Source organism: Shewanella insulae, assembly GCF_009831655.1.
GTDB classification, from domain to species: Bacteria; Pseudomonadota; Gammaproteobacteria; order Enterobacterales; family Shewanellaceae; genus Shewanella; species Shewanella insulae.
In genome coordinates, this window is the sequence record NZ_WRPA01000002.1 from 159,461 (window position 1) to 184,459 (window position 24,999).

At 53.5% G+C, this 24,999-nt stretch carries 30 protein-coding genes; 15 read left to right on the top strand and 15 right to left on the bottom strand.

Features of this window, described 5'->3' with window-relative positions:
- Positions 1 to 45: 45 nt before the first annotated feature.
- The 4 genes from GNT65_RS03620 to zapE all read right to left on the bottom strand — a co-directional run bounded on the left by GNT65_RS03620 (position 46) and on the right by zapE (position 2,559).
- Positions 46 to 234 carry a DUF2065 domain-containing protein gene (locus GNT65_RS03620; RefSeq protein WP_033539412.1) on the bottom strand — a complete coding sequence of 63 codons (189 nt, stop codon included), beginning with the start codon at positions 232 to 234 and terminating at the stop codon, positions 46 to 48.
- Between the two features lie 106 nt (positions 235 to 340).
- Entirely contained in the window at positions 341 to 733 is a 393-nt protein-coding gene (gene rpsI, locus GNT65_RS03625; protein WP_011867089.1) for a 30S ribosomal protein S9, read from the bottom strand.
- Positions 734 to 748: 15 nt separating this feature from the next.
- On the bottom strand, positions 749 to 1,180 hold the full coding sequence (gene rplM / locus GNT65_RS03630; protein ID WP_160793752.1) for a 50S ribosomal protein L13: 432 nt from the start codon (positions 1,178 to 1,180) through the stop codon (positions 749 to 751).
- A 272-nt stretch (positions 1,181 to 1,452) separates the two neighbouring features.
- Positions 1,453 to 2,559, bottom strand: a complete 1,107-nt coding sequence (gene zapE, locus GNT65_RS03635) for a cell division protein ZapE (RefSeq protein ID WP_160793753.1) — start codon at positions 2,557 to 2,559, stop codon at positions 1,453 to 1,455.
- Positions 2,560 to 2,869: 310 nt separating this feature from the next.
- On the opposite strand from zapE, the gene degQ reads away from it, so the two are divergent.
- Entirely contained in the window at positions 2,870 to 4,222 is a 1,353-nt protein-coding gene (gene degQ, locus GNT65_RS03640) for a Do family serine endopeptidase DegQ (RefSeq protein ID WP_160793754.1), read from the top strand.
- 138 nt (positions 4,223 to 4,360) lie between these two features.
- A complete protein-coding gene (gene degS / locus GNT65_RS03645; protein WP_160793755.1) occupies positions 4,361 to 5,440 on the top strand; it encodes an outer membrane-stress sensor serine endopeptidase DegS in 1,080 nt (359 codons plus the stop codon).
- 114 nt (positions 5,441 to 5,554) lie between these two features.
- On the opposite strand, the gene GNT65_RS20505 is transcribed toward degS, so the two are convergent.
- The 11 genes from GNT65_RS20505 to GNT65_RS03695 form a co-directional block, all read right to left on the bottom strand.
- The gene (locus GNT65_RS20505; protein ID WP_181006145.1) at positions 5,555 to 5,713 is read right to left on the bottom strand and encodes a hypothetical protein; all 159 of its coding nucleotides are present in this window, start codon (positions 5,711 to 5,713) and stop codon (positions 5,555 to 5,557) included.
- A 322-nt stretch (positions 5,714 to 6,035) separates the two neighbouring features.
- Entirely contained in the window at positions 6,036 to 7,658 is a 1,623-nt protein-coding gene (locus GNT65_RS03650) for an Ig-like domain-containing protein (RefSeq protein WP_244952088.1), read from the bottom strand.
- A gap of 246 nt (positions 7,659 to 7,904) precedes the next feature.
- Complete coding sequence (locus GNT65_RS03655) at positions 7,905 to 8,537, bottom strand: response regulator (protein ID WP_160793757.1); 633 nt, start codon at positions 8,535 to 8,537, stop codon at positions 7,905 to 7,907.
- Positions 8,537 to 9,928, bottom strand: a complete 1,392-nt coding sequence (locus GNT65_RS03660; RefSeq protein WP_160793758.1) for a sensor histidine kinase — start codon at positions 9,926 to 9,928, stop codon at positions 8,537 to 8,539. The genes GNT65_RS03655 and GNT65_RS03660 overlap by 1 nt, the downstream gene beginning before the upstream one ends.
- A 119-nt stretch (positions 9,929 to 10,047) precedes the next feature.
- Positions 10,048 to 11,307, bottom strand: coding sequence for a UDP-N-acetylglucosamine 1-carboxyvinyltransferase (gene murA / locus GNT65_RS03665; RefSeq protein ID WP_160793759.1), 1,260 nt, complete (start codon positions 11,305 to 11,307; stop codon positions 10,048 to 10,050).
- 15 nt (positions 11,308 to 11,322) lie between these two features.
- Positions 11,323 to 11,574 (bottom strand): BolA family protein, encoded by a 252-nt coding sequence (locus GNT65_RS03670; RefSeq protein WP_160793760.1) that lies wholly within the window; start codon positions 11,572 to 11,574, stop codon positions 11,323 to 11,325.
- Between the two features lie 15 nt (positions 11,575 to 11,589).
- Positions 11,590 to 11,883, bottom strand: coding sequence for an STAS domain-containing protein (locus GNT65_RS03675; RefSeq protein WP_160793761.1), 294 nt, complete (start codon positions 11,881 to 11,883; stop codon positions 11,590 to 11,592).
- The gene (locus GNT65_RS03680) at positions 11,883 to 12,536 is read right to left on the bottom strand and encodes an MlaC/ttg2D family ABC transporter substrate-binding protein (protein ID WP_160793762.1); all 654 of its coding nucleotides are present in this window, start codon (positions 12,534 to 12,536) and stop codon (positions 11,883 to 11,885) included. Before GNT65_RS03680 ends, GNT65_RS03675 begins: the two co-directional genes overlap by 1 nt.
- An 11-nt stretch (positions 12,537 to 12,547) precedes the next feature.
- On the bottom strand, positions 12,548 to 13,021 hold the full coding sequence (gene mlaD / locus GNT65_RS03685) for an outer membrane lipid asymmetry maintenance protein MlaD (RefSeq protein WP_160793763.1): 474 nt from the start codon (positions 13,019 to 13,021) through the stop codon (positions 12,548 to 12,550).
- A 71-nt stretch (positions 13,022 to 13,092) separates the two neighbouring features.
- Positions 13,093 to 13,878 (bottom strand): lipid asymmetry maintenance ABC transporter permease subunit MlaE, encoded by a 786-nt coding sequence (mlaE, locus tag GNT65_RS03690; protein WP_160793764.1) that lies wholly within the window; start codon positions 13,876 to 13,878, stop codon positions 13,093 to 13,095.
- Positions 13,865 to 14,674 (bottom strand): ATP-binding cassette domain-containing protein, encoded by an 810-nt coding sequence (locus GNT65_RS03695; protein WP_160793765.1) that lies wholly within the window; start codon positions 14,672 to 14,674, stop codon positions 13,865 to 13,867. Before GNT65_RS03695 ends, mlaE begins: the two co-directional genes overlap by 14 nt.
- Positions 14,675 to 14,893: 219 nt before the next feature.
- Here GNT65_RS03695 and GNT65_RS03700 point away from each other — a divergent pair, with 219 nt between their 5' ends.
- From GNT65_RS03700 to GNT65_RS03760, 13 genes are all read left to right on the top strand, one after another.
- Entirely contained in the window at positions 14,894 to 15,853 is a 960-nt protein-coding gene (locus tag GNT65_RS03700) for a calcium/sodium antiporter (protein ID WP_160793766.1), read from the top strand.
- 33 nt (positions 15,854 to 15,886) lie between these two features.
- Positions 15,887 to 16,864, top strand: a complete 978-nt coding sequence (locus GNT65_RS03705) for a KpsF/GutQ family sugar-phosphate isomerase (RefSeq protein WP_160793767.1) — start codon at positions 15,887 to 15,889, stop codon at positions 16,862 to 16,864.
- Position 16,865: 1 nt separating this feature from the next.
- Positions 16,866 to 17,417 carry a 3-deoxy-manno-octulosonate-8-phosphatase KdsC gene (gene kdsC / locus GNT65_RS03710; RefSeq protein WP_160793768.1) on the top strand — a complete coding sequence of 184 codons (552 nt, stop codon included), beginning with the start codon at positions 16,866 to 16,868 and terminating at the stop codon, positions 17,415 to 17,417.
- Positions 17,414 to 17,971 (top strand): LPS export ABC transporter periplasmic protein LptC, encoded by a 558-nt coding sequence (lptC, locus tag GNT65_RS03715; RefSeq protein WP_160793769.1) that lies wholly within the window; start codon positions 17,414 to 17,416, stop codon positions 17,969 to 17,971. The genes kdsC and lptC overlap by 4 nt, the downstream gene beginning before the upstream one ends.
- A complete protein-coding gene (gene lptA / locus GNT65_RS03720; RefSeq protein ID WP_160793770.1) occupies positions 17,958 to 18,512 on the top strand; it encodes a lipopolysaccharide transport periplasmic protein LptA in 555 nt (184 codons plus the stop codon). The genes lptC and lptA overlap by 14 nt, the downstream gene beginning before the upstream one ends.
- A complete protein-coding gene (gene lptB, locus GNT65_RS03725; RefSeq protein WP_160793771.1) occupies positions 18,509 to 19,240 on the top strand; it encodes an LPS export ABC transporter ATP-binding protein in 732 nt (243 codons plus the stop codon). Before lptA ends, lptB begins: the two co-directional genes overlap by 4 nt.
- Positions 19,241 to 19,374: 134 nt before the next feature.
- Positions 19,375 to 20,862: an RNA polymerase factor sigma-54 gene (locus GNT65_RS03730; RefSeq protein ID WP_160793772.1), complete on the top strand. Its 1,488-nt coding sequence runs from the start codon at positions 19,375 to 19,377 to the stop codon at positions 20,860 to 20,862.
- 30 nt (positions 20,863 to 20,892) lie between these two features.
- Positions 20,893 to 21,180: a ribosome hibernation promoting factor gene (gene hpf, locus GNT65_RS03735; protein WP_011867108.1), complete on the top strand. Its 288-nt coding sequence runs from the start codon at positions 20,893 to 20,895 to the stop codon at positions 21,178 to 21,180.
- A gap of 2 nt (positions 21,181 to 21,182) precedes the next feature.
- Positions 21,183 to 21,626 (top strand): PTS IIA-like nitrogen regulatory protein PtsN, encoded by a 444-nt coding sequence (gene ptsN / locus GNT65_RS03740; protein WP_160793773.1) that lies wholly within the window; start codon positions 21,183 to 21,185, stop codon positions 21,624 to 21,626.
- A complete protein-coding gene (gene rapZ, locus GNT65_RS03745) occupies positions 21,623 to 22,471 on the top strand; it encodes an RNase adapter RapZ (protein ID WP_160793774.1) in 849 nt (282 codons plus the stop codon). Before ptsN ends, rapZ begins: the two co-directional genes overlap by 4 nt.
- Positions 22,464 to 22,739: an HPr family phosphocarrier protein gene (locus GNT65_RS03750; RefSeq protein ID WP_160793775.1), complete on the top strand. Its 276-nt coding sequence runs from the start codon at positions 22,464 to 22,466 to the stop codon at positions 22,737 to 22,739. Before rapZ ends, GNT65_RS03750 begins: the two co-directional genes overlap by 8 nt.
- Positions 22,740 to 22,839: 100 nt before the next feature.
- On the top strand, positions 22,840 to 24,207 hold the full coding sequence (gene mgtE, locus GNT65_RS03755) for a magnesium transporter (RefSeq protein WP_160793776.1): 1,368 nt from the start codon (positions 22,840 to 22,842) through the stop codon (positions 24,205 to 24,207).
- Positions 24,208 to 24,311: 104 nt separating this feature from the next.
- Positions 24,312 to 24,995 carry a response regulator transcription factor gene (locus GNT65_RS03760; RefSeq protein WP_160793777.1) on the top strand — a complete coding sequence of 228 codons (684 nt, stop codon included), beginning with the start codon at positions 24,312 to 24,314 and terminating at the stop codon, positions 24,993 to 24,995.
- Positions 24,996 to 24,999: the final 4 nt, after the last annotated feature.

Sequence of the window (24,999 nt, forward strand, 5' to 3'; positions counted from 1 at the left end):
TAAAACGGGATTTTAGCAGATCTTAGGGGGGAAGTGGCAAGTAATTTATGAAAAAATAATCAATATGACCACGCCAGCGGTCACTAAAGCACCACCCAACCTTTGCAAAACACGTTGATTTTGGTTGGAAATTTCCTGCAAATATGCCCGCCAACGATTCGGAAATAAAAGTGGGCCTATCCCTTCGATAATCAGCACTATGGCCAAAACCAGCATCAAGAGTTGAAATGTCATCTAGGTGTGTTTCCCATAGCGAACAATTGAGCCTTAAAAATAGCAGAAAACAGCCATAAAAAAACCCAGCACAAGGCTGGGTTTTTCCAATCTTCGCGGCGTAATATTAACGCTTTGAGAATTGTGGCTTACGACGTGCTTTACGTAGACCGACTTTCTTACGTTCAACTTTACGAGCATCACGGGTAACGAAACCAGCGGCGCGTAGAGAAGGACGTAGAGCTTCATCAAGTTCCATCAGTGCACGAGTGATACCGTGACGGATTGCACCTGCTTGGCCAGTGATACCACCGCCCTTAACAGTTACATAGATGTCTAGCTTTTCAGTCATTTCAACTAGCTCTAGAGGCTGACGAACAACCATGCGAGCAGTTTCACGACCAAAATATTCGTCAAGTGGACGTTGGTTCACGACGATGTTACCACTACCTACTTTAGCGAATACGCGAGCAGTAGATGTTTTGCGACGGCCAGTGCCGTAGTACTGAGTTGCAGACATTAGCTTACTCCCGGATTAGATATCAAGAACTTGAGGTTGTTGTGCAGCATGGTTGTGCTCTGCGCCAGCGTAAACTTTAAGCTTACGGAACATGGCACGTCCTAGAGGACCTTTTGGCAACATACCTTTTACCGCTTTCTCGATAATCATTTCTGGCTTATGATCTTGCAGCTTATCGAAAGTAATCTGCTTGATGCCACCTGGGAAACCAGAATGAGAGTAGTAAGTCTTAGCAGCTGCTTTATTACCAGTTACAGTGACTTTCTCAGCATTGATAACGATGATGTAATCGCCAGTATCAACGTGAGGCGTGTATTCTGCCTTGTGCTTACCACGTAGACGACGAGCGATCTCAGTAGCGATACGACCTAAAGTTTTACCTTCAGCGTCAACAACGAACCAGTCGCGAGTCACTGTTTCTGGTGTAGCAGTATATGTAGTCTTCATTTACAAAAACCCAAAGTTTAAATTCTGTCTCACATGCCATTATTTCGATAAATAACAACACAAAAAATGCCATTCTCCGCCCCTTCGAGCAAAGAATAAGGCTTTACAACTTCCGCCGTTTTGGCGGAGTAACGAGGGCAGGTCGCGAATTATAGACAAAGCTGAGTTAAAAATCACCTAATTTTTTCAGCTAATTTAAATGATTTACTCAGCTTCGGGACGATTTGGTGCCGAAAGGACAAAAAGCGCCATTTTTTAATCCAAGCGACGGCTTAGGGCAGGTGCTCCAGGGCCAGATAGTCGTGGGATTGCATCTCGGTCAGACGCGAGCGGCAGCGCCTGAATTCGAAACTCAGCAGCCCCTGGGTATAGATCTCCTCCAGAGCCACCTCGGCCGAGATGATCAGCTTCACGTGACGCTCATAGAACTCATCCACCATGGCCAGGAAGCGGCGGGCAATATCATCCCCAGTGCTCTGACTGCCCATCTGCTCGACACCGCTGAGCAGCACAGTGTGATAGAGACAGGCCAGCTCCATATAGTCGCGCTGGCTGCGGGGACCGTCGCACAGATCGCGAAAATCGATCAGCAGCACCCCCTGGGCCTGCTGACGAATGGCGATCTCGCGGCCATCGACATCTATGGCCTCGTGGGAGACTTCCGACTCAGGCGCCAGTTGCTGAAAATAACCCAACAGGTTCTTATCGGCCTGAGGGTCTAATGGGTAATGATAGATTTCGGCCTGCTCCAGAGTGCGCAGGCGATAGTCTATGCCGCTGTCGACATTCAGCACCTGGCAATGTTTATTGATCAGCGCAATCGCCGGCAGGAAGCGCGCCCGCTGCAGGCCGTTGCGATAGAGCTCGTCGGGAATGATGTTTGAGGTGGCAACCAGGGCAACCCCTTCGGAAAATAGCGCCTGAAACAGGGTCCCAAGTAACATGGCATCGGTAATGTCTGAGACGAAGAACTCATCGAAACAAATCACCTGATAACGCTCGGCCATACGCTTGGCGATTATCAACAGGGGGTCTCGTTGCCCCTTGAGGCCGTCGAGGTCCAGATGGATCTGATGCATGAAACGATGAAAGTGCGCCCTAAGCTTACGCTCACCCGGCAGGGCATCATAGAAGGTGTCCATCAAGTAGGTCTTGCCACGCCCTACCCCGCCCCAGAGATACAGGCCCTGCACCGAAGGCGCAGGCTTAGCGAGGAAGCCCAGCAATTTCGCCATTCCCTTGGGCTTTTGCTGCGCTGCGATCAACTCATCAAAGACACGTTGCAGGGCCTTGACCGCCTGCTCCTGGGCAGGATCATAGGAAAAGTCATCACGTTGTAGATCGGCTTGGTAATGCTGCCAGGGGGTGAGATGCGACACTGAAAATATTCTCTTCTATCCTTAATTCAACCGCCAAATGGTATCACGACAATGAATCTCAGGATATATGTGAGCCAAGCTTAAACCAATGCAAACACAGACACGCTTTAACGAGATGTCCAAGGTTTGATTGCTCGCTAGTCGATGAAGACTAACGAAAAATTAACCTTTGTTAATCACCTGAACTTTATTAATAGGGCAAGAGTCGGATTGAGTAACACAGCATTATTTAATCACTTGATTTACGTCCGAGTAGCCTTATATCTACAGAGCCATAAGTTCATAATTGCAACATTGGAGTCATGAATAGATGAAAACGAAATTATCACTACTTTCCGCCGCACTGCTCGGCGCGAGCCTGATGGTTATGCCTGCCGTTTCTCAAGCCGCCATTCCACTGGCTGTCGACGGACAAGAACTACCCAGCCTGGCCCCCATGCTGGAGAAAACCACTCCGGCCGTAGTTGCCGTCGCCGTATCTGGTACCCATGTCTCTAAGCAGCGTCTGCCCGATGCCTTCCGCTATTTCTTCGGCCCTAATGCCCCGAGAGAACAGGTACAGGAGCGTCCCTTCAAGGGGCTGGGCTCGGGCGTCATCATAGATGCTAAGAAAGGCTATATCGTCACCAACAACCATGTGATCGACGGCGCCGACGAAATTTTAATTGGTCTGCACGATGGTCGTGAGATCGAGGCCAAGCTTATCGGTACCGATGCCGAGTCAGACGTGGCCCTGCTGCAGATTGAAGCCAAGAACCTGGTAGCCCTCAAGCGCGCCGACTCGGATGACCTCAAGGTCGGTGACTTTGCCGTGGCCATAGGTAACCCCTTCGGTTTAGGCCAGACGGTCACCTCGGGTATCGTCAGCGCCATGGGCCGCAGCGGCTTAGGTATCGAGATGCTGGAAAACTTCATTCAGACCGATGCCGCCATCAACAGCGGTAACTCGGGCGGCGCCCTGGTGAACCTCAATGGTGAGCTTATCGGCATCAATACCGCCATCGTCGCACCAGGCGGCGGTAACGTAGGCATAGGCTTTGCGATCCCCGCCAACATGGTCAACAACCTGGTGGATCAGCTGATCGAACACGGTGAGGTGCGCCGCGGCGTGCTAGGCGTCAGTGGTCGTGACCTAGATAGCGAGCTGGCCCAGGGCTTCGGCTTAGATTCCCAACACGGCGGCTTCGTCAATGAGGTGATGCCAGACAGCGCCGCCGACAAGGCGGGCATCAAGGCCGGCGACATCATCATCAGCGTCAACGGCAAGCCGATCAAGTCCTTCCAGGAGCTGAGAGCCAAGATAGGTACCATGGGCGCCGGCGCCAAGGTGAAACTGGGTCTGATCCGCGACGGCGACGAGAAGACGGTCACTGCGGTATTAGGCGAGGCTAACCAGCAGACAGAAACCGCGGCGGGCGCAGTACATCCTATGCTGGCAGGCGCGACCCTTGAAAACAGCAAGAAAGGGGTCGAGATCACCGAGATCGCCCAGGGTTCACCCGCGGCGGCCAGTGGCCTGCTTAAGGGCGATATCATAGTTGGGGTCAACCGCACCCGTATCGAAGATCTTAAGGAGCTCAAGGCGGAGCTGAAGGAACAACACGGCGCCGTGGCCCTGAAACTGCTGCGCGGTAGCAACAGTCTCTATCTGGTTCTCAGATAAGGCTCACAGAGAGGTCATGACCGAGCTTACACACCCGCGTCATGGCCTCTTTTATTACCTGCTTATGCACTTAGGCCAATAGTGCCCTATAAATAAACATGTTAATCTAACGCTACTTTTCCCATAGCACCTTAAATCATGACGCTTAAAGACACGGTAATTTACATCGCGAAAGCAGTTTTTTTCGGCCTCATCATGGCCGCCGTCTTTCTGGTCATTACCCCATGGATAACGGGAACCGCTAATCACGGCAACTTCTTCCAGAGCCGGGGACAAAATGGGATAGAACTCTCCTTCTCCCAGGCGGTACGCCGCGCCGCACCTGCCGTGGTCAACATCTACAGCCTGAGCATAGATCAGAGCCGCCCGCTCAACTCGGGCTCCCTGCAAGGCCTGGGATCAGGCGTGATCATGAGCAAAGAGGGCTACATACTCACCAACTATCACGTGGTCAAGAAGGCTGACGAGATAGTGGTCGCCCTGCAAGATGGCCGCAAGTTTACCTCTGAGGTGGTGGGTTCTGACTCGATCACTGACTTGGCCGTACTTAAGATTGAGGGCGATGCCCTGCCCGTGGTGCCCATCAACTTAGATGTGCCCGCCCAGGTCGGCGACGTGGTTCTGGCTATCGGCAACCCCTACAACCTGGGACAGACCATCACCCAGGGGATCATCAGTGCCACCGGCCGTAACGGCCTGAGTTCGGGATATCTGGATTTCCTCCAAACCGATGCGGCCATCAACGCGGGTAACTCAGGCGGTGCACTGATAGATACCAGTGGTCGACTGATCGGCATCAACACCGCAGCCTTCCAGATCGGTGGCGAGGGTGGCGGCCATGGTATCAACTTCGCCATCCCCATCAAGCTCGCCCACAGTATCATGGGCAAGCTAATCAAAGATGGACGGGTAATACGTGGCGCACTGGGCATCACAGGCGAGGCGATCAATCCTGTGATGGCGCAGATCCTTAACCTGCCAGATCTGACCGGCGTCATGGTCACCGGCGTAGATCATCAGGGGCCTGCGGCCCAGGCCAAGCTGAGACCCAGAGACGTGATCACTAAGTTTAACGACGAAACGGTTCCCGGCGTCGAGATGCTGATGGATAGGATTGCCGAGACGCCTCCTGGCACTCAGGTAACCATGACCATCATTCGCAGCGGCAAGTACTATCAGGTGCCAGTTACCATAGGGGAAAACCTAGGTAATGAGTGAAAGGGTAACGAATAAAGGTTAGCGATTAGCGAACCCAAAAGAAAAGCCAGCTGATGCTGGCTTTTTATTATCTACGCAATTTGGTGATATTGAGGTGATTACCCGTGAGCCCACCTATTTTGGGGTCTTAAATAACCTTAACCAGAAACCACACTCAAGTAGTGCGCCGACCACCAGCAGGCTCAAGGCCCCCAGATGCATCCCCACACCATAACAAACCAGGGCGCCACTAAGCAGCCCGACTAATAACGCCATCCTTTTGCCATGTGCCATATACTCTCCTTAGCATAATTAACTCGGCTTACCTTTCTATACTACAAGTATAAATTCATCTGCATAGCGAAGATTCTATTAAATTTATTTCATAACACCCGACCACATTTTCTGCATGTCTGGCGATAGTAAAACTTCTGCGACTCACTGCCGCTAACCATTTTCACTATGATGTGACCTTAGCATCCGACAAAAAAGACCACCCAGCACACTAGCCTAGGTGGTCTCTACCGCTACGGGGAAGGGCAATGAACTACTTTTCTACTTTATTTTCGTGCGAGCTTACCGCACTTATTGTTAAACCTCTTAATGGGTGAAAGGGTCATTTGTGAATCTTAGCCAAGGCCGCAGCCTTTTCTGTGTAGTCGCCGTGACAATTACCACAGGTGAACTTGGCGGTACCCCATGGCATCTGATACTTGCCATCATCGCTAAACTGTTTGGCATCAGGCGATAGGTCTAAGGTAAAGAGGTGAGACTTGATATCACCGAATACCACATCAGCATTGCCCAGTTTAGGCGCTGTCGTTACCGCACTCTTAGCCAGCTTAGGCATATGACAATCGGTACATTCGGCTATGGCACTGTGACCATATGAGCCGCCACCGTCGGCAAACGCCATGGTGTGACAATCGGTACAGGCCTTAACCGCGCCCATATGTAGGCCATCGCTGCTCTCTTGGTTCTTAGTCGACTTATGTGAGTCATGACAGGTAATACAGCTCATGCCTTTCTTGGCCCCAATTTCATCGCCGGCTTTATATACACCGTGATCCTGTGGAACTACGCCTAAGAGTTCATCTGCCGTTTGATGATGCTGCGCCAAGCCACCTTTGGCGATGATGCGACCACCTACTTTGCTGCCGTTAGGATAGCTATCATTGTACTTGCTGACGAAAGAGGGATAATCCTTCTCACCATCTCGGGTATGGCATTCGGCACAGGTCACCGCCTTACCGTAGGCCATGTCATCGGCAAGGAACTCCTCAGTCGTGCGCGCACTGGCTATCTTGGTGATATTATCCTTCGAAGGTGCCTTGACGTGGAAACTACCCGCCCCATGGCAAGCCTCACACTGAATACCCTGCTCTGCAAAAGTACCGTTCATGCCGGGTAAATTGTCTTGCCGATCAGGATTACGACTGTCACCACCGGCAACATCTGTGGTGCGCTTCCACCCCGTGGTATGACAATTACCGCAGCTATATTTGTAGTCAAATTCGCTGGTCTTATAGTCCCCCATGACATTGGCATCGGCGGGGTGATTATCGGGCACATTCAGCTCGCCCTCGGCGTTACGAATGTTGTATTGAACATCCTTACCCGTCACTATGTAACCGTCTTTATCCAGCCAGCGCATTTTCCAATGATAGCCACCCACCACATAGCTGACTTCATCATAGCTGCTAGGCGCACCTAGGGTATTGTTTGGCGTCGAGTCGACCAGGAGATCTATCGCGCCAGTAATCGTCGTTTCTGGCGTATAGGGGAAACTTGGCTGCGCACCATCACTGATCTTTTGAATCTTAAAGTTATGCCCCGACTTAGAGAAGGAGGCATGCTGCTCGCTATGACAACCGGCGCAGGCGGCCGACCCCACATAGGCCAAGGCCTCAGGTTCAGGCAATGCCTCAACCGTCACAGTGACCTCACCGATCGCCTCATCCGAGCCATCGGTAATGGTGTAATTAAACTTAACCTCTCCTGCCGAGGTTCCCGCAGTAAACTCAAGCTTACCCTCTTTGATGACCACACTGTCGCTGCTGACCGATACTATGGAGAGCGTATCGCCATCGGCATCGGTATCGTTAGCCAGTACATCTATGCTGACCATTTCTGAAACTGTCACCATTGCGCTATCGGCTAGGGCAACGGGAGCATTATTCTCTTCAACGGGTGGGGGAGTTATGGTTTCATCATTGTCGCTACCACATGCCACTAACATGGATATCATGCTAGCGAGCAATAGCTTTTTACATGGAATTTGGTTGCTCATATGTTCATCCTCTCGTGGCTTATGACAATCACCAACTTTGCAGGGAGGGCGATTGATATGTCTCTTTGGACATGGTCACAGTATTTGCGACTTACCACTAAAGGGATAGATTAGGCGATTTCACAATAGCCAGCCTATTGTGAACTTTCCTTATCAGATTGATGATAAAGCCATGATTTTAATGAGTTATAACCATCATGAAAGATTGTGATTTTGTAAAACAAATTGACCCGTTGTTGTAAGAATATAGATCTTGCTCTCATTTTGTTGCACCAGACCTGCCTTCTTTAATTGGCGCAGATGAAAGTTAAACTTAGTGTGATCCTCTACGCCCACTAAACGACAAAGATCCATGAATTTAAGCTGCTTATGAGTGCCTAGCTGTTTGAGCGTCATACGCCTCAAGGGATTTGCCAGGGCCGCATAAACACTATCGGGATCGATATCGGCAGCCGACTTCAATAACTGCTTCTCGGCAATGCTGCGTTTGATACTCATCAGTAATTCACCGGCATTGAAGGGCTTGGTCATCACGCTATCGGCGCCTTTTTTCATGGCATCGACCGCTGTATCGACGGTAGCATAGGCAGTGATAATAATGACGGCAATAAAAGGGTTTAGCTGGCGTAGATTAGAGATAGCCTCAACCCCAGTTATTCCAGGCATCAGCAGATCCAATAGGGCGATGTCGAAGCAATGATGTTCGCAGGCAGAAATCGCCGCCTCCGCGCATTCGACGGCAACGATCTGGTGTCCTTCTAACTCCAATATATCCACCATATTGGTACGCAAGTCTGCATCATCTTCAGCAATTAAAACGTTCGCCATTATGCTTGTTCCTCAAAAACAATCGATATCTGAGTGCCCTGCCCCGGTTGGCTTTCGATGCGCATGGTGCCGCGATGCGCCCTGACGATCGACTCACAGATGGCCAATCCCAATCCTGTGCCCTTACCTATCGCCTTGGTGGAATAGAAAGGTTCCAGGGCGCGGGCACGGCAGGCCTCGTCCATCCCCAATCCCTCATCCTTCACCGTCAGCGCAATACCTGTATCGCATTGCACTGCCTCGACATAGATCTTGCCGCCCTTATCGCTGGCATCCATGGCATTGTTAAGCAGGTTAATCAGTAACTCTTCCAGCTTAATTTTCTGCCCCATGATCTTCAGCCCATGGGCACAATCGACCCTGATATCGAACTCTCTTTGCTTATGGGACAAGAGTTTAATCGCCGAACCTATCACCTCGACCAGCCTCACCCGTGTCGCCTCCTCCGATGCAGGGCGGGCATAGGCTAACAACTCCCGACTGATCTCGGCGGCGCGATTGATGCCTAGGCGCACTCGCTGCATATACTCTTTCTGAGCGGGATCCTGCGATGGATACTTTCGCTCCAATAGATCCAGCGCCAGCGTGGAGGAGGCCAGCGGGTTATTGATCTCATGGGCCACCCCCATGGCAAGCTGTCCTATCGCCTTATATTTATCTGTCTCCACCGCTCGTTTCAGCTTGGCCTCTGTCTGTTGCTCCCGCTCAATATCAAAAATTTTGAGTGCCTTAAACAGAGTGACGAGCACCAGGCCGCTAGCCAGAGTACGCAGCACAGGAATCGACATATGCAAGTCGGTGGCAACCAGACCCGCGAGTATGCCGTAAAGCCATAATCCCCCACCAGTGGCCACAAAGTATTGCCCATAGTCATGTCGTTCTCGTAGCAGGCCATAGCCATATATCGCCATCCCACAACCGGCAAGAAAGGCACTACCAAACCCCAACAACAAACGTGTGTAGTAAGAGGCCTCGGCAAACATCTCATCGGTTAGTTCCAGCGAGGTAGAGAAGCGTACAACCGATACCAGATAGGCCAACAAGATAAGCCAGATCACACCATGGCCGATACGAGCAATGCGCCGGGATAAGGTAGAGAAGAGTAGCCAGGCAAATACCATTAAGCTGGCGAAGGAGAGTGCTAACTTGAGTAGTCTCAGCCACTCCACCAACACCTGATATTGCCGTGAAATGCCGTCGGCAAACAGAATCACATATAGCTCGGACCACTCATGAAAGGCATGGGTAAAGCCAAATAGGGCGAGCGCCCACAGCGTGGGGGAGATAGTGAGTTGACTGTACTTAAAGTTACGAAATACGACGACACAGCCGATGGAGAAGAACACCAGACCGTAGAAGAGATAGATGTTGAACACTATGAAGGTCGCCATGACCAGACTTTAACACCGGCTCAACATGACTTGCCGTGACCCCCTAGACAATATCGCAGCAAGTTTATCCCAGTGACAAAAAAGCCACCCTAGGGTGGCTTTCGATGATGAAGTTAAGTTTAACTGACCCTTACGACCTCGCCGCCTAGGCCCTTAAACTTCTCTTCGATATGCTCATACCCTCTGTCGAGGTGATAGATGCGATCTACCGTGGTTACCCCGTCGGCCACCAGGCCTGCGATCACCAGACTCGCCGAGGCCCGCAGATCCGTCGCCATCACCTGAGCGCCGTTGAGCTGCTCACAACCCTTGATGATACAAGTATTGCCTTCCAGCTCCATGGTGGCGCCCATACGAATAAGCTCGGGCACATGCATGAAACGGTTCTCGAAGATTGTCTCGGTGATGGTCGCCGTGCCTTCCGCCAGGGCGTTGAGCACACAGAACTGCGCCTGCATATCCGTAGGGAAGCCTGGATAAGGCATGGTCTTGATGTTGACCGCCTTAGGGCGTTGGCCCTGCATGTCCAGTTCGATCCAGTCTTCACCCGTGGTGATGCTGGCGCCGGCATCTTCCAGCTTAGCCAGTACGGCCTCCAGGGTCTTAGGATCGGCATCGACACAACGTATCTTACCCTTGGTTACCGCCGCAGCCACCAGGAAGCTGCCTGTCTCGATACGGTCCGGCATCACGCGGTATTCACAGCCGCTAAGGGATTCGACGCCCTGGATGCGAATGGTATCGCTACCCGCGCCGCTGATCTTGGCACCCATGGCGTTGAGGCAGTTGGCCAGATCGATAACTTCGGGCTCTCGGGCCGCGTTCTCGATCACAGTCTCGCCGTCGGCCAGGGCCGCCGCCATCAGCAGGTTCTCGGTGGCACCGACGCTGATCATATCCATAAAGATATGGGCGCCCTTGAGGCGACCATCGACGCGGGCCTTGATATAGCCCTCTTTCACTTCTATCTGGGCACCCATCTGTTCCAGACCATTGAGGTGCAGGTTTACCGGGCGAGCGCCGATGGCGCAGCCACCAGGTAAGGAGACGTCGGCGGTGCCGTAACGTGCCAGCAAGGGACCCAAGATCAAGATAGAGGCACGCATGGTCTTCACCAGCTCATAAGGCGCGCAGAACTCGTTGAGATGGGTAGTAGAGATGGTGATCTTACCCTCATCGCTACGGCTCACCTCGGCGCCGAGGCAGCGCAGCAGCTCACAGCTGGTATTGACGTCCCTCAGGTTAGGTACATTGCTGACCACAAAATCTGTCTCGGCCAGCACGCCCGCCATCAGGATCGGCAGGGCGGCGTTCTTAGCGCCTGAAATCACCACATCACCGGCCAGTGCACCACTGGCCTGAATTGTTAATTTATCCACTATGAGTCTCTAGCCTTACATGTTGAAGATTTTTTCACGCTTCCACTGCGTAGGGGTAAAGGCATTGATAGTGATGGCATGCAGCGCCCCACTGGTCACATGTTCCATCAAAGGGCCGTAGATCATCTGCTGCTGCTTGACGCGGCTCACACCGTCGAAACACTCACCGACGGCAACAATCTTATAGTGTGTCCCATCCTGGCTCACGTGTACTTCATCTAGTGCCAGCGCTTGGCTAAGCAGCTGTTCAATCTCATTGCATTCCATAAACGGATAACCCTTTTATTTGGCTTCTTCGATGAAGAAGTCTTGTAAATCATATAAATCTATTAACTTTTTCAGTTGCTGCGGCGGATTGCAGAGCATCAGGGGCTTACTCTTGGCCTGCCGCTCTGCGACCAGATGCAACAGGAGGGCGACGCCGGCGCTATCGCTATAGGACACGCCTGAGAGATCCAGTCGCTCACAGGCGCCATTGAGCAGTGTCTCTAGCCTTGGCCAGAGCTCCACCACCGCCGCCTGGGACAGCTCGCCATTGACCTGACAGTGCCCCGCCTCCTGATTAAAGGCCAGCATTATAGCTTAGTCCCCTTGTTAACCAAGCTGATATGGTTATTTGTATGAGTCTCTAGCTCTTTGATCACCGCATCTATGCCATTCTGGCGGATAAGGTTAGAGATCTCCGCACTCTTAGAGGAGAGCAGGCTTACCCCTTCTGCCACCAGGTCGAATGCCTTCCAGCTATCGTCTTTCAAGCGACGCACCCTGAAGATCAGCTTGATGGGTGGACGTCCCTGCTCGATGATCTGCACATTGACATCCACCATCTTCTCGCCCTCGAACCCCTTAGCCGGCGCGAACTGCACCTGCTGGTCCGTGTACTCGGTAAAAGCCTGGGCATAGGTGGCGATCAGGTAACTCCTAAACGCCTCGGCGAAACGCTCGCGCTGATCCGGCGTACTCTGACGCAAGTAGGGCCCCATCACCTTATAGGAGGCATACTTATAATCTATGTAAGGCATCAACTCGTCAGAGACTATCACCTTAAGATGGTCTGGATTGGCCTGAATTGTGGCAAAATCCTGATGAAAACGGGCAAAAGTCTTGTTGGCCACAGATTCCACCAAGGCATAGGGGTCCCTGGTGTTGACCGATATATCCTCGGCACTTACCAGATTGCTAACCAGCAACACCATGGAGGAGAAGAGCACTTGCAACAACTGTTTCATATTCGTCCCTATTAATTTTCTTTAGACTTCATACTGTATAAGAACTGGCCGATGAGATCTTCGAGCACTAAGGCTGAGTGAGTATCGTCGATACGATCGCCATCTTTGAGCATGGCAATATCGTCCATCACGAAGCCTGGCGTCAGCCCCAAAAACTGCTCACCCAGCAGACCCGAGGTCAAGATAGACAGGCTACTAGTCTCGGGGAACTGATCGTATTGCTTATCCATGGCCAGCTCGACCACTGCCACCAACTCCTCTGGATCCAGGCTGATGTTCGTCACTCGGCCAACAACCACACCGCCCACCTTGACCGGGGAACGCACCTTGAGACCACCCACATTGGTGAACTTGGCATACAGGGTGTAATGGCTCTGACCAGGCTTCACCTCGACATTGGCCACGTTGAACACCAATACCAGAAAGGCCATCAGGCCCGACAGAATAAACAAGCCAACTAATAGTTCAATTTTTCGAGTCAACATACTCAATTACCACTCAGTTCTATACATACCACGACGGCAAATATATAGGTTTATCCATAAACAAAATTTAATCAGCGGCCAAACATCATGGCCGTTAACAGGAAGTCCAGCGCCAACACCGCCAGGCTGGACTGCACCACGGTTTGTGTGGTCGCCCGGCTGATGCCCTCGGGATTTGGGATCACATGGTAGCCGCGATACAGGGCTATCCAGGTCACCACTACGGCAAATACCAGGCTCTTGATCAGACAGTTCACTATGTCCTGACGCCACTCCACCGAGGCCTGCAGGATAGACCAGAAGCTGCCGCTGTCGATCCCCTTCCATTCCACCCCGACCAGATGGCCACCATATATACCCACGGCGGTGAACATCAACGCCAGTAGCGGCAGGCTGATCACCCCGGCCCAGAAGCGCGGCGCGATCACCTGACGCAGGGGATCGATTGCCATCATCTCCAGGCTGGAGAGCTGCTCTGTGCTCTTCATCAAGCCTATCTCGGCGGTGAGCGCCGAGCCGGCGCGTCCGGCAAACAGCAGCGCGGTCACTACAGGCCCCAACTCACGTAGCAGACTGAGCGCCACCATGGGGCCCAGGCTGTCTTCGGTGCCAAACCCAACCAGAATATTATAGCCCTGTAGCGCCAACACCATGCCGATGAAGAGACCTGAGACCAGGATTATCACCATGGACTGCACACCTATCACGTACAGCTGCCGGATCAGCAGCGGCGTGCCCTTACGCACCCTGGGCACCTTGGCGATGGCGCCCCACAACATGAGTCCGGCGCGCCCCAGGCCAGTGACACTATCGATCGCACCACGACCTAAGCGGGCGATTTGATCAATCACGCTCACCTAACATCTCCTTCTGGTAATCCTGGGCGGGAAAATGAAACGGCACGGGCCCGTCGGGCTCGCCGCCGATAAACTGTTTCAGCTTAGGGTTGTCAGCCGCCTTCAACTCGGCAGGCGTGCCATGGGCAATCACCTTCTTGTCGGCCAGCACATAGACATAGTCGGCGATGCCCAGCACCTCTTGCACATCGTGGGACACCACCACAGAGGTGAGACTGAGGGCATCGCTCAGCTCGCGGATCAGCTTCACCAGCACCCCCATGGAGATGGGGTCCTGACCGGCGAAGGGCTCATCGTAGAGCACCAGCTCGGGCTCCAGAGCTATGGCACGGGCCAGGGCTGCACGTCGCTGCATGCCGCCGGAGAGTTCGCTCGGCATCATCTGCGCCGCGCCTCTGAGCCCCACGGCCTCGAGCTTCATCAACACGATGCGGCGAATGATCGCCTCGGGCAGATCCGAGTGTTCCCGCAGGGCAAAAGCCACGTTGTCGAACACATTCATGTCGGTAAACAGGGCGCCGCTTTGAAACAACATGCTCATGCGCTTACGCAGGGCAAACAGCTCGCTGCGATTGCACTTATGCACGTCTATGCCGTCGACCTTAATGATGCCCGAGTCCGGACGCAGCTGACCACCAATCAGCTTAAGCAGTGTGGTCTTGCCTATGCCGCTTGGGCCCATGATGGCGGTCACCTTTCCTCTGGGTATGGTAAGGCTGACATCGTCATAGATAACATGGCTACCACGACTGAAGGCTAGGTGGCTGATCTCCACCAAAGGTTGCACGTGTTCCATTGGCTCAGTTTCACCCTTTGCTTGGTTGTCATGACTTAGCGATTGATGACTCATAACGGGACCTAATGCATTCCATGGTAAGGCGGCAGGAAAAGAGACAAATTGTACGAAATTGACGGATTGTGCACAACTGAATCGACACTATCTTTGCGCAATACTTTCAATTTTGTTCAAATCCAGCGAAAATGCGCGGCAGACTCTTAAACAAAAAGATTTTCAATGCTATTTAATATTTTCTTACTGATTGCTGGTTTGGGTGCCCTTGTCTGGAGTGCCGACAAGTTTGTCTTCGGCGCCGCGGCATTTGCCCGTAATCTTGGCCTGCCTCCCATGCTAATTGGCCTCACCATAGTTGCCATGGGCAGTTCGGCTCCGGAAATGTTTGTGGCAGCCACAGCCTCCCTCGAAGGCATGACAGACACGGCCATAGGTAACGTGCTGGGTTCCAACGTTGCCAACATCACGCTGATCCTGGGAATCACCGCGCTCCTTGGCGCAATCTCGGTAAGCTCACAGACACTCAAGCGCGAAATCCCTATGATGCTTGGTGCCACGGCACTGGCGGGTTACTTTCTGCATGACGGCCAGCTGACCCGCATAGAGGGACTGGTACTGATGGCACTCTTCTTCTCCCTCATGGGGTACCTCATCTGGCATGCGATCTCCAACAAGGAAAGAGATCCGCTGATCGATGAGGCCGAGAGCGAGGTGCCTAAAGATGTACCCACCCCCAAGGCGATCCTCTGGCTCGTGGTCGGTATTGTGCTGCTGCCACTATCTGCCGACTGGATGGTGCAGGGCGCCGTGGGTATCGCCAAGGCCTTCCATATGTCAGACTTAGTCATCGGCCTGACCATTATCGCCGTCGGCACCAGCCTGCCGGAACTGGCAGCCTGTGTGGCAGGTGTACTGAAGAAAGAAGACGATCTGGCCATAGGCAACGTGGTTGGCTCTAACCTGTTTAACATTCTTGCGGTATTGGCACTGCCCGCCCTTATCGCCCCAGGTGCGGTGGATGCCGCCGCCAGCAGTCGCGACTTTTACATGGTGATGGCAACCAGTGTTGCCCTGGCCATACTGATTTTATTAACCGGCAAAGCCCGCCAACTACGCCCTTGGCATGGCGGCGTGTTATTAGCGACTTTTATCGCGTACCAAGTCACGCTTTTCCTATCCTAATAACGTTTAGGCCGACAAAATAGAGAGAACAAGATGGTAGATGCAGATCAATTACGTCAATGGGGACGCAAGGTTATCGATACCGAGCGCAACGCGCTGGACAACCTGTATCAATATGTCGACTCGAGTGAATTCGCCAAGGCCTGTCAGCTGATCCTCGCCTGCACCGGCAAGGTGATAGTGATGGGCATGGGCAAGTCTGGCCACATAGGTAACAAGATCTCGGCCACACTAGCCAGCACTGGCACCCCGGCCTTCTTCGTCCACCCCGGTGAGGCCAGCCACGGCGACCTGGGCGTACTGAGCGAGAACGATATCGTACTCGCCATCTCCAACTCGGGCGAAGCCAGCGAAATTTTAACCCTGATGCCTGTGATCAAGCGTATGGGGCTCCCTGTCATCGCGGTGACGGGTAAACCCGAGTCCAACATGGCCAAGCATTCTGTGGTTCACCTTTGTATCGAAGTACCGGAAGAGGCCTGTCCGCTCGGGCTGGCACCCACCTCGAGCACCACGGCGACTCTGGTTATGGGTGATGCCCTGGCGGTCGCCCTGCTGCAGGCTCGTGGCTTTACCAAGGACGATTTCGCCCTCTCCCACCCAGGCGGTAGCCTGGGACGCAAACTGTTGCTCAAGGTGAGCGACGTGATGCACAAGGGCAAGGAGCTGCCTCTGGTGGCCGAAGATATCTGTATTACTGAGGCCCTGTATGAGATCTCCAAGAAGGGATTGGGCATGACAGGCGTGGTCGATAGCCAGGGGCTTCTGGTCGGCATCTTCACCGATGGCGACCTGCGCCGGGTGATCGACGCCGAGATCAACCTGCGTAAGACCTCCATCTCAGAGGTGATGACACACGGCTGCGTCACCGTTAGCCAGGGCATCTTAGCCGCCCAGGCCCTTAAGTTGATGGACGAGAAAGAGATCAACGGCCTGATCGTCACCGACGAGCAACAGAAGCCGATTGGTGCACTCAACATGCTGGACATGGTTAAGGCGGGGGTGATCTAACATGGCACATCAAGGTTTCTACGGCCCCATCAGCGACACTGTCTGGCAGAAAGCCAAACAGATCAAGCTCTTGATCTGCGACGTCGACGGCGTCTTCTCCGACGGCCTGGTCTATATGAGCAACTCGGGCGACGAACTCAAGACCTTCCATACCCGTGACGGCTATGGCGTCCGCTCGCTGCTGACCAGTGACATCCCCGTTGCTATCATCACGGGGCGCAAGTCCAAGATAGTGGAAGATCGCATGACGGCCCTAGGGATCACCCATATCTATCAGGGCGTCGACAACAAGATGGTGCCCTATCAGGAGCTGCTGGATCTCTACAAGGTGACGCCAGAAGAAGTCGCCTATATCGGTGATGACATGGTAGATCTGCCCGTGATGCAGAAGGTTGGCCTGTCCGTTTGTGTGGCCGACGGTCACCCCTATGTGCGCCAACATGCCGACATGGTCACCCACATCAAGGGGGGCCATGGCGCCCTGCGTGAACTGACAGATCTTATCCTGCTCAGCCAAGATAAGTTTGCCACGGCCCACGGAATGAGCATATGAACAGAGTCACGCTGGCGATCATCGCCTTCTTCGGTACCGCGCTGATCCTCTATTGGCAGGTGCAGTCGAAAAAGGGTGACGAAGATCTGGCCTTGAGCAATACAGATCGTCCCGACTACATAGCCCGGGATCTCAAGAGCGTGCAATATAATGAAGAGGGTGGCATCAACAGCCGGGTATCGGCCAGTCACATGGAGCACTTCGCCGAGCGCAATCTGACCTACTTCACCCAGCCCATCTATCTGGTCTACCCGGACAACGGCGATGCCCAGTGGCGACTGAGATCGACCAAGGGCACTCTGGATAAAAATAGCGGACGGGTCACCCTGGAAAATAATGTTATCATTGATGCCATTAGCCCAGAGGAGCCGATTCAGACTATAGAGACCACCTATCTGGAGCTGGATCTCAATACTATGATTATGACATCCGACAGAAGCATTCGGATCACCGGCCAGGATTTCCTCATCACAGGGGAAGGCTTATATGCCGATCTCAACGCACAAAATATAAAACTGACGAGTCAGGTAGAAGGAACATATGAAACTAAATAGCCTTATTCTTGCGGGCCTGCTGCCCCTGGTCAGTATTGGCGCACAGGCCAAGGTAAACGACCTGCTGCAAGAGGTTAAGATCTCTGCCGCCAGCCAGGAAGCCGACATCAAGAACAACCAGATCATCTTCCATGGTCCGGTGGAAGTGACTCAAGGCTCAATCAAAATATTGGCCAGTGAGCTGCGCGCCTTCAGCAAAGAGAAGAACAGCGGCAAGATCCTAATCGCCACAGGTAACCCGGCCACCTACTCTCAGGTGATGGAAGATGGCCGTCCCGCCTCGGCCAGCGCCAAGGAGATACGTTACGAGCTCTCCAGCCGCACCCTGACACTGATCGGTGACGCCACCCTAGAGCAGGAAGGCAGCCAGGTCACAGGTTCTCAGATCCGCTACAACATAGAGCAGCAACAGCTGATCGCCGAGAGCACAGGCAAAGACAGAGTGATCACCATCATTCAGCCTGAAAACTATCAGGAACAGATTCAACCCGAAAACAAGCCAGAAGAGAAACCCGAACAACCCGAGCAGGAAAAGCAATGACAGACTTGACCTTGAAGGCAGAGAATCTCGCCAAGAGCTATAAGAGTCGTGCCGTTGTCCAAGACGTGAGCCTCACGGTCAAGACCGGGCAGATCGTCGGTCTGCTAGGACCAAATGGCGCCGGCAAGACCACCACCTTTTACATGGTCGTCGGCCTGGTACAGAGCGACAAGGGACGCATCTTTATCGATGACGACGACCTGACGCTAGATCCCATGCACCTACGTGCCCGTAAGGGCATAGGTTACCTGCCCCAGGAGGCCAGCATCTTCCGTAAGCTCTCGGTGCGGGACAACATCATGGCCGTGCTCCAGACCCGCAGCGATCTTAATAACAATGGCCGCGAAGAGGAGCTGGAACACCTGCTGGAAGAGTTTCATATCACCCATATCCGCGACAGCCAAGGCATGGCCCTCTCGGGCGGTGAACGTCGCCGGGTCGAGATCGCCAGGGCACTGGCCGCTAATCCTAAGTTTATTCTCCTCGACGAACCCTTCGCCGGGGTCGATCCCATCTCGGTTATCGATATCAAGAAGATCATCGAGCAGCTTAAGAATCGCGGCCTTGGTGTGCTGATCACCGACCATAATGTGCGCGAAACATTAGACGTCTGTGAAAAAGCCTACATAGTTAGCCATGGTAATCTGATCGCCGAGGGCACACCCGCCGAAATCTTAGACAACCAGCAAGTACGAGCAGTGTACTTAGGTGAACAATTCAAGCTATAGTTAATCTTATAATAGGGTCACAAACAGTAAGCCTATTTCAGATTGTGGCCTAAGGAACTATCCGATATATTTGTCCGGCACTTATAGCCAGAGCTTTCTCATTTTATAATTAGAAACAAGGGAATAGCAGTACGATGAAAGCGTCACTTCAGCTCAAAATGGGTCAGCATCTCACCATGACGCCCCAACTACAACAGGCCATACGTCTGTTGCAGTTGTCGTCATTAGAGCTGCAGCAGGAGATCCAGCAGGCATTAGAGTCCAATCCGCTCCTGGAATTGGATGAAGAGCAAGAGAGCGCCAGCGTCGAACTGCAAGACGATACGGGCAGCGACAACTTCGACAACAAGTATGACGACAAGATAGAGCTGGATTCGAGTCAGGATAACTCAGGGGTCGAGACCTCAGACGCCCTGACTCAGGACTCTATGCCAGACGAATTGCCGGTCGACACCACTTGGGATGAGGTCTACACCGCCTCACCCAACTCAAGCTCTGGCGCCATGCGTGACGACGACATGCCTTTTCAGGGCGAGACCAGCGAAGGCCTATACGAGCACCTGGAATGGCAGAAGAACCTGACCCCCTTTTCCGATAACGATCTGGCCATCGCCACCGCTATCATAGATGCCATCGACGAGCGTGGTTACCTTACCCAGACCTGTGAAGATATTCTCGAGGCCATGGGCGACCCAGAGATCGAACTCGACGAGGTCGAGGCGGTACTCAAGCGGGTGCAACACTTCGATCCCATAGGCGTGGCGGCGCGCGATCTCAGCGAATGCCTGACGATCCAGCTAGCCCAATACGGTGACGACACCCCCCATATCGACAACGCCCGCATGCTGATCAAGGAGCACCTGGATCTCATCGCCGGACGAGACTTCCGTCTGCTGATGCGCAAGACCAAGCTCAAAGAGGACGATCTGCGTGAGGCGATCGCCCTGATCCAGACCCTGAATCCCCGTCCCGGTCTCGCCATCACTGCCAGTCGCGACGAATACGTGATTCCCGATGTGACCGTCACCAAGAAGAAGGGACGCTGGGTGGTCGAACTCAATCCAGACAGCATGCCCAAGATCAACGTCAATCAGCAGTATGCCGCCATGGCGCGCAACACCAAGAGCCAGGCCGATGGTCAGTTCATCCGCGGTCACCTGCAGGAAGCCAAGTGGTTCCTCAAGAGCCTGGAAAGCCGCAACGAGACGCTGCTCAAGGTGACCAACTGTATTGTCGACTTCCAGCAGGGCTTCTTCGAATTCGGTGAAGAAGCGATGAAACCCATGGTGCTGAACGATATCGCCGAGGCGGTGGAGATGCACGAATCCACTATCTCCCGCGTAACGACCCAAAAATATATGCATACCCCGAGAGGGATCTTCGAACTCAAATACTTCTTCTCCAGTCATGTCGGCACCGACGATGGCGGAGAGTGCTCTTCGACAGCAATCCGAGCCTTCATCAAGAAGCTGGTTGCTGCGGAAAACCAGAAAAAGCCATTGAGCGACAGCAAGATGGCTCAACTCCTGGCTGAACAAGGAATTAAGGTGGCGAGACGTACCATTGCCAAGTATCGCGAGGCGATGCTGATCCCACCTTCGAATCAGCGCAAGAGCTTATAAAACGAACCTGGAAACTGGAGGACTATCTTTATGCAAATAAACCTGACTGGACACCATATCGAGATCACCCAATCTCTACGAAGCTATATCGAAGAGAAATTCACAAAGCTTGAACGCCATTTCGATCAGATCAATAATGTGCACGTTGTATTAAATGTCGAAAAGTTACAGCAAAAGGTTGAAGCAAAGTTACACCTCCGTGGCGGAGAAGTGTTCGCAACATCCGAACATGCGGACATGTATGCCGCGATTGACTCCCTGATTGACAAACTCGATCGTCAGGTCATTAAACACAAAGAGAAGCTTACTAAACATTAACGATGGAACTGAGTACCATCCTGCGGCCGGAGTGCACCACCTGCGCCACTCCGGGCAGTAAGAAAAAGGTACTGGAGCTTATCAGCGACTTAGCCGCTGTCCAGTACCCTACCCTCTCCTCTCAAGAAATTTTTGAAAGCCTTCTGGCGCGAGAGAAAATGGGCAGCACAGGTATAGGCAATGGTATCGCGATTCCTCACGGGCGGCTATCTAACATAGATCAACCCGTAGCCGTACTGGTGAAATGTGCTGAACCAATCGCATTCGATGCCATTGACAATCAGCCCGTCGATATCCTTTTTGCATTATTGGTGCCCGCAGATCAATGCGAGCAACACCTTAGCACCCTGGCCGCCATGGCAGAGAAGCTCAACGATAAGGCCATCGTGAAGCAGCTAAGAAAAACCCAAGATGAGTCAGAACTCTATCAGGTGATCACCCAATGAAATTGGTTTTGGTATCCGGACGCTCAGGATCGGGAAAATCCGTCGCGCTTAGGGTCTTAGAAGATCTAGGCTACTACTGTGTCGACAATCTGCCCTTGCAGATGATGGAAGCCCTGCTGGAACAGCTCAAGGGCAGCAACGAGCTCGTGGCCATCAGCGTCGATGTGCGCAACATGCCCAGCGAAGAGATCCAGCTGGAAAAGCAGCTGGCCAAGCTCCCCAAAGATACCGAAATCTTAAGTTTCTTCCTCAACTCCAGCGACAGCGTGCTGCTTAAACGCTATAGCGAGACTCGCAGGCTGCACCCACTGTCACGTTCTAAGGTCTCCCTCAAAGAAGCGATTCAGCTCGAAGGCAAGTTGCTCGACCCCATCGCCAAGTTAGTGGATCACTATATCGACACCTCCAACCTCAACATCTATGAGTTGAGCGACAAGGTACGAGAGATCCTGCTAGGCACCATAGACAAAGAGTTGGTGATCAACTTCGAATCCTTCGGCTTTAAATATGGCATGCCGACCGAGGCCGACTTCATGTTCGATGTGCGCTTCCTGCCCAACCCCCATTGGGAGCCGGAGCTGAGGCCACTTACCGGCCTGGATGAACCGGTGCAACAGTTTCTGAGTCAGCAACCCCTGGTCAACAAGTTTATCTGGCAGATCGAAAACCTACTGGAAACCTGGTTGCCTCACCTTGAGCGCAACAACCGCAGCTACCTCACCATCGCCATCGGCTGTACCGGTGGTCAGCACAGATCTGTCTACGTGACCGACCAGCTCGCCAAGCTGTTCAACAAGGGCAAGCATAAGGTACAGGCACGTCACAGAGAGCTAAAGCATGGCTAAGTTGGCCCGTGAGCTGACCATCTGCAACAAGTTGGGCCTACACGCCAGGGCGGCGACTAAGCTGGCAGTGCTTGCCGCCAAGTTCGACGCCGAGGTCACTCTGATCCAGGGCGATAAACAGGCCTCGGCAGCCAGCGTACTCGGCCTCTTGATGCTCGAGACCGGCATGGGTAAAACCATCACCATCACCAGCGAAGGCAAAGATGCTCAGGCGGCCTTGGATGCCATCAGCGCCCTTATTGACGCCAAATTCGATGAGGCCGTATAATCGGCTCGCTTTCCGGTATCAGCTTAATTCCGTCCTATACTTATCATAGACTTACAAGCCTACCACCCAAGCCGTTCAATCAACTGCCAAAGGAGGAGCTATGCCGATCGAAGTGTTAGATAGTGAAACCACAGATCAACGCCTTAATCAGCTGACTCAAGCCTTAGGCAGCGGCATGTTTGTCCATGTTCGAAGCATGCTACACGACATGGCCGCCTCAGATATCGCCTTCATCCTGGAGTCTTCGCCACCACGTACCCGTCAGGTGCTGTGGCAGCTGATCGATCAGGAGCATACCGGTGAGATCCTCGATGAGCTGGGGGAAGAGCTCAAAGATACCCTTATCACCCAGATGAGTCCCGAGCGCGTCGCCAAGGCGGCCGAAGGCATGGACACGGACGATCTGGCCTACATACTGCGCAGCCTGCCCGACAGCGTCTTCAATCAGGTACTACAGTCGATGACGGCGCAAGACAGGGCCAGGGTGGAACAGGCGCTCTCCTATCCGGAAGATACCGCCGGCAGTATCATGAACACAGATACGGTGACAGTGCGCCCCGATGTGAACGTCGATGTGATCCTCCGTTACCTGAGGATCCGCGGCGAGCTGCCCGACGCCACCGACACCCTCTATGTGGTGGACAAACGCGACAGCCTGCTGGGCGGAGTACGTATCACAGATCTGCTGACCTGTGACCCTAACGCCTCGGTGCGGGAGATCATGAACGACGATCTCGAAGGGATCCCCGTGGCCATGGACGACGGCGAAGTCGCCCAACTATTCGAGCGCCATGACTGGGTCTCGGCCCCCGTGGTCGAAGAGGAGACCAATCGCCTGCTGGGGCGTATCACCATCGACGATATCGTCGACGTGATCCGTGAAGACGCCGAACACTCCATGATGGGGATGGCGGGGATGGACGACGACACAGATACCTTCGGCCCTGTGGTCAAGAGTACCCTGAGGCGCTCCCTCTGGCTGACCATCAACCTGTTTGCGGCGCTGTTGGCCGCCTCGGTCAGTAACATGTTTGAGAACACCCTGGAGCAGTTTGCCACCATCGCCATCTTGATGACCATAGTACCCAGCATGGGGGGCGTGGCCGGCAATCAGACCCTGGCTCTGGTGATCCGGGGCATCGCCCTGGGGCAGATAGGCCAGAGTAACTCCCGTTGGCTGATCGGTAAGGAGCTGGCCATCGGCTTTCTCAACGGCCTGCTCTGGTCCATGTTGGTGTTTGCCGCCATTTGGCTGTGGAAGGGCGATATCGCCTTGGGCGGACTGATCGGCGGCGCCATGCTGATCAACATGACGGTGGCCGGTCTGGCAGGCGCCAGCATTCCACTGCTGCTGAAGAAGTTTAACGTCGACCCGGCACTGGCGGGCGGCATGGTGCTGACTACGGTCACAGATGTGATCGGCCTGTTCGCCTTCCTCGGCCTCGCCACCCTGTTTCTGCTGCATTGACACCTAAGCGCCTGCCAAATCCAATCGGAGGCGCTTGAATTACAATGTAATCGACATCTTTTTCACGCTAGTATGGTTATCGTCACATCATAGAGAGAGGTGACATGCACAATACTCAAATACTCATCATCGAAGATAATGCCGATGTCGCCGGCGTCCTGGGAGATTACCTGGAGTCCCAAGGGGCTCAGGTTGATTATGCCAGCAATGGCGAGCTAGGCCTTCGCCTCGCCACCGACGGGCATTTCGACGCCATCATACTGGATCTCATGCTGCCTAAGATGGATGGCTACGCCGTGGCCAAGGTCCTGCGCCAGCAGGGATCCAGCGTACCTATCCTGATGTTGACGGCGCTGGACGATAAACAGGATCTGCTGCAAGGCTTTCACAGCGGCGCCGACGACTACCTGACCAAGCCCTTCGATCTCGATGAGCTGCATGTACGCCTGCAGGCATTGATCAAGCGTCAGCTGGGACGCGTCGCTCAGGGCTGTCAGCAGTGTGGCCCGCTCACTCTCAACATCGCCGAGCACACGGCCTACCGAGACGGCAAGAAACTGCAGCTGACCCCCAGCTGCTATCAGATCCTGCACCTGCTGATCTCCCGGGCCCCCAACGTGGTAAAACGCGAGGAGATAGTGCAGCACCTGTGGGGCGAGGAGCCACCTAACAGCGACATCCTACGTAGCCACATGTACCAGCTGCGAAGCCAGGTGGATAACCCCTTCGACACCCCCATCATACTGACCGTGCCTAAGATTGGCTTTCGGTTAGACGTGAAGCAATAGAGGC

What these genes read in the sequence shown, in the direction of transcription:
- GNT65_RS03620 (WP_033539412.1), bottom strand. Translation starts at nt 234, where the DNA reads ATGACATTTCAACTCTTGATGCTGGTTTTGGCCATAGTGCTGATTATC.
- rpsI (WP_011867089.1), bottom strand. Translation starts at nt 733, where the DNA reads ATGTCTGCAACTCAGTACTACGGCACTGGCCGTCGCAAAACATCTACT.
- rplM (WP_160793752.1), bottom strand. Translation starts at nt 1,180, where the DNA reads ATGAAGACTACATATACTGCTACACCAGAAACAGTGACTCGCGACTGG.
- degQ (WP_160793754.1), top strand. Translation starts at nt 2,870, where the DNA reads ATGAAAACGAAATTATCACTACTTTCCGCCGCACTGCTCGGCGCGAGC.
- degS (WP_160793755.1), top strand. Translation starts at nt 4,361, where the DNA reads ATGACGCTTAAAGACACGGTAATTTACATCGCGAAAGCAGTTTTTTTC.
- GNT65_RS20505 (WP_181006145.1), bottom strand. Translation starts at nt 5,713, where the DNA reads ATGGCACATGGCAAAAGGATGGCGTTATTAGTCGGGCTGCTTAGTGGC.
- GNT65_RS03650 (WP_244952088.1), bottom strand. Translation starts at nt 7,658, where the DNA reads ATGTTAGTGGCATGTGGTAGCGACAATGATGAAACCATAACTCCCCCA.
- GNT65_RS03655 (WP_160793757.1), bottom strand. Translation starts at nt 8,537, where the DNA reads ATGGCGAACGTTTTAATTGCTGAAGATGATGCAGACTTGCGTACCAAT.
- GNT65_RS03660 (WP_160793758.1), bottom strand. Translation starts at nt 9,928, where the DNA reads ATGGCGACCTTCATAGTGTTCAACATCTATCTCTTCTACGGTCTGGTG.
- GNT65_RS03670 (WP_160793760.1), bottom strand. Translation starts at nt 11,574, where the DNA reads ATGGAATGCAATGAGATTGAACAGCTGCTTAGCCAAGCGCTGGCACTA.
- GNT65_RS03675 (WP_160793761.1), bottom strand. Translation starts at nt 11,883, where the DNA reads ATGCTGGCCTTTAATCAGGAGGCGGGGCACTGTCAGGTCAATGGCGAG.
- GNT65_RS03680 (WP_160793762.1), bottom strand. Translation starts at nt 12,536, where the DNA reads ATGAAACAGTTGTTGCAAGTGCTCTTCTCCTCCATGGTGTTGCTGGTT.
- mlaD (WP_160793763.1), bottom strand. Translation starts at nt 13,021, where the DNA reads ATGTTGACTCGAAAAATTGAACTATTAGTTGGCTTGTTTATTCTGTCG.
- GNT65_RS03695 (WP_160793765.1), bottom strand. Translation starts at nt 14,674, where the DNA reads ATGGAACACGTGCAACCTTTGGTGGAGATCAGCCACCTAGCCTTCAGT.
- GNT65_RS03700 (WP_160793766.1), top strand. Translation starts at nt 14,894, where the DNA reads ATGCTATTTAATATTTTCTTACTGATTGCTGGTTTGGGTGCCCTTGTC.
- GNT65_RS03705 (WP_160793767.1), top strand. Translation starts at nt 15,887, where the DNA reads ATGGTAGATGCAGATCAATTACGTCAATGGGGACGCAAGGTTATCGAT.
- kdsC (WP_160793768.1), top strand. Translation starts at nt 16,866, where the DNA reads ATGGCACATCAAGGTTTCTACGGCCCCATCAGCGACACTGTCTGGCAG.
- lptC (WP_160793769.1), top strand. Translation starts at nt 17,414, where the DNA reads ATGAACAGAGTCACGCTGGCGATCATCGCCTTCTTCGGTACCGCGCTG.
- lptA (WP_160793770.1), top strand. Translation starts at nt 17,958, where the DNA reads ATGAAACTAAATAGCCTTATTCTTGCGGGCCTGCTGCCCCTGGTCAGT.
- lptB (WP_160793771.1), top strand. Translation starts at nt 18,509, where the DNA reads ATGACAGACTTGACCTTGAAGGCAGAGAATCTCGCCAAGAGCTATAAG.
- GNT65_RS03730 (WP_160793772.1), top strand. Translation starts at nt 19,375, where the DNA reads ATGAAAGCGTCACTTCAGCTCAAAATGGGTCAGCATCTCACCATGACG.
- hpf (WP_011867108.1), top strand. Translation starts at nt 20,893, where the DNA reads ATGCAAATAAACCTGACTGGACACCATATCGAGATCACCCAATCTCTA.
- ptsN (WP_160793773.1), top strand. Translation starts at nt 21,183, where the DNA reads ATGGAACTGAGTACCATCCTGCGGCCGGAGTGCACCACCTGCGCCACT.
- rapZ (WP_160793774.1), top strand. Translation starts at nt 21,623, where the DNA reads ATGAAATTGGTTTTGGTATCCGGACGCTCAGGATCGGGAAAATCCGTC.
- GNT65_RS03750 (WP_160793775.1), top strand. Translation starts at nt 22,464, where the DNA reads ATGGCTAAGTTGGCCCGTGAGCTGACCATCTGCAACAAGTTGGGCCTA.
- mgtE (WP_160793776.1), top strand. Translation starts at nt 22,840, where the DNA reads ATGCCGATCGAAGTGTTAGATAGTGAAACCACAGATCAACGCCTTAAT.
- GNT65_RS03760 (WP_160793777.1), top strand. Translation starts at nt 24,312, where the DNA reads ATGCACAATACTCAAATACTCATCATCGAAGATAATGCCGATGTCGCC.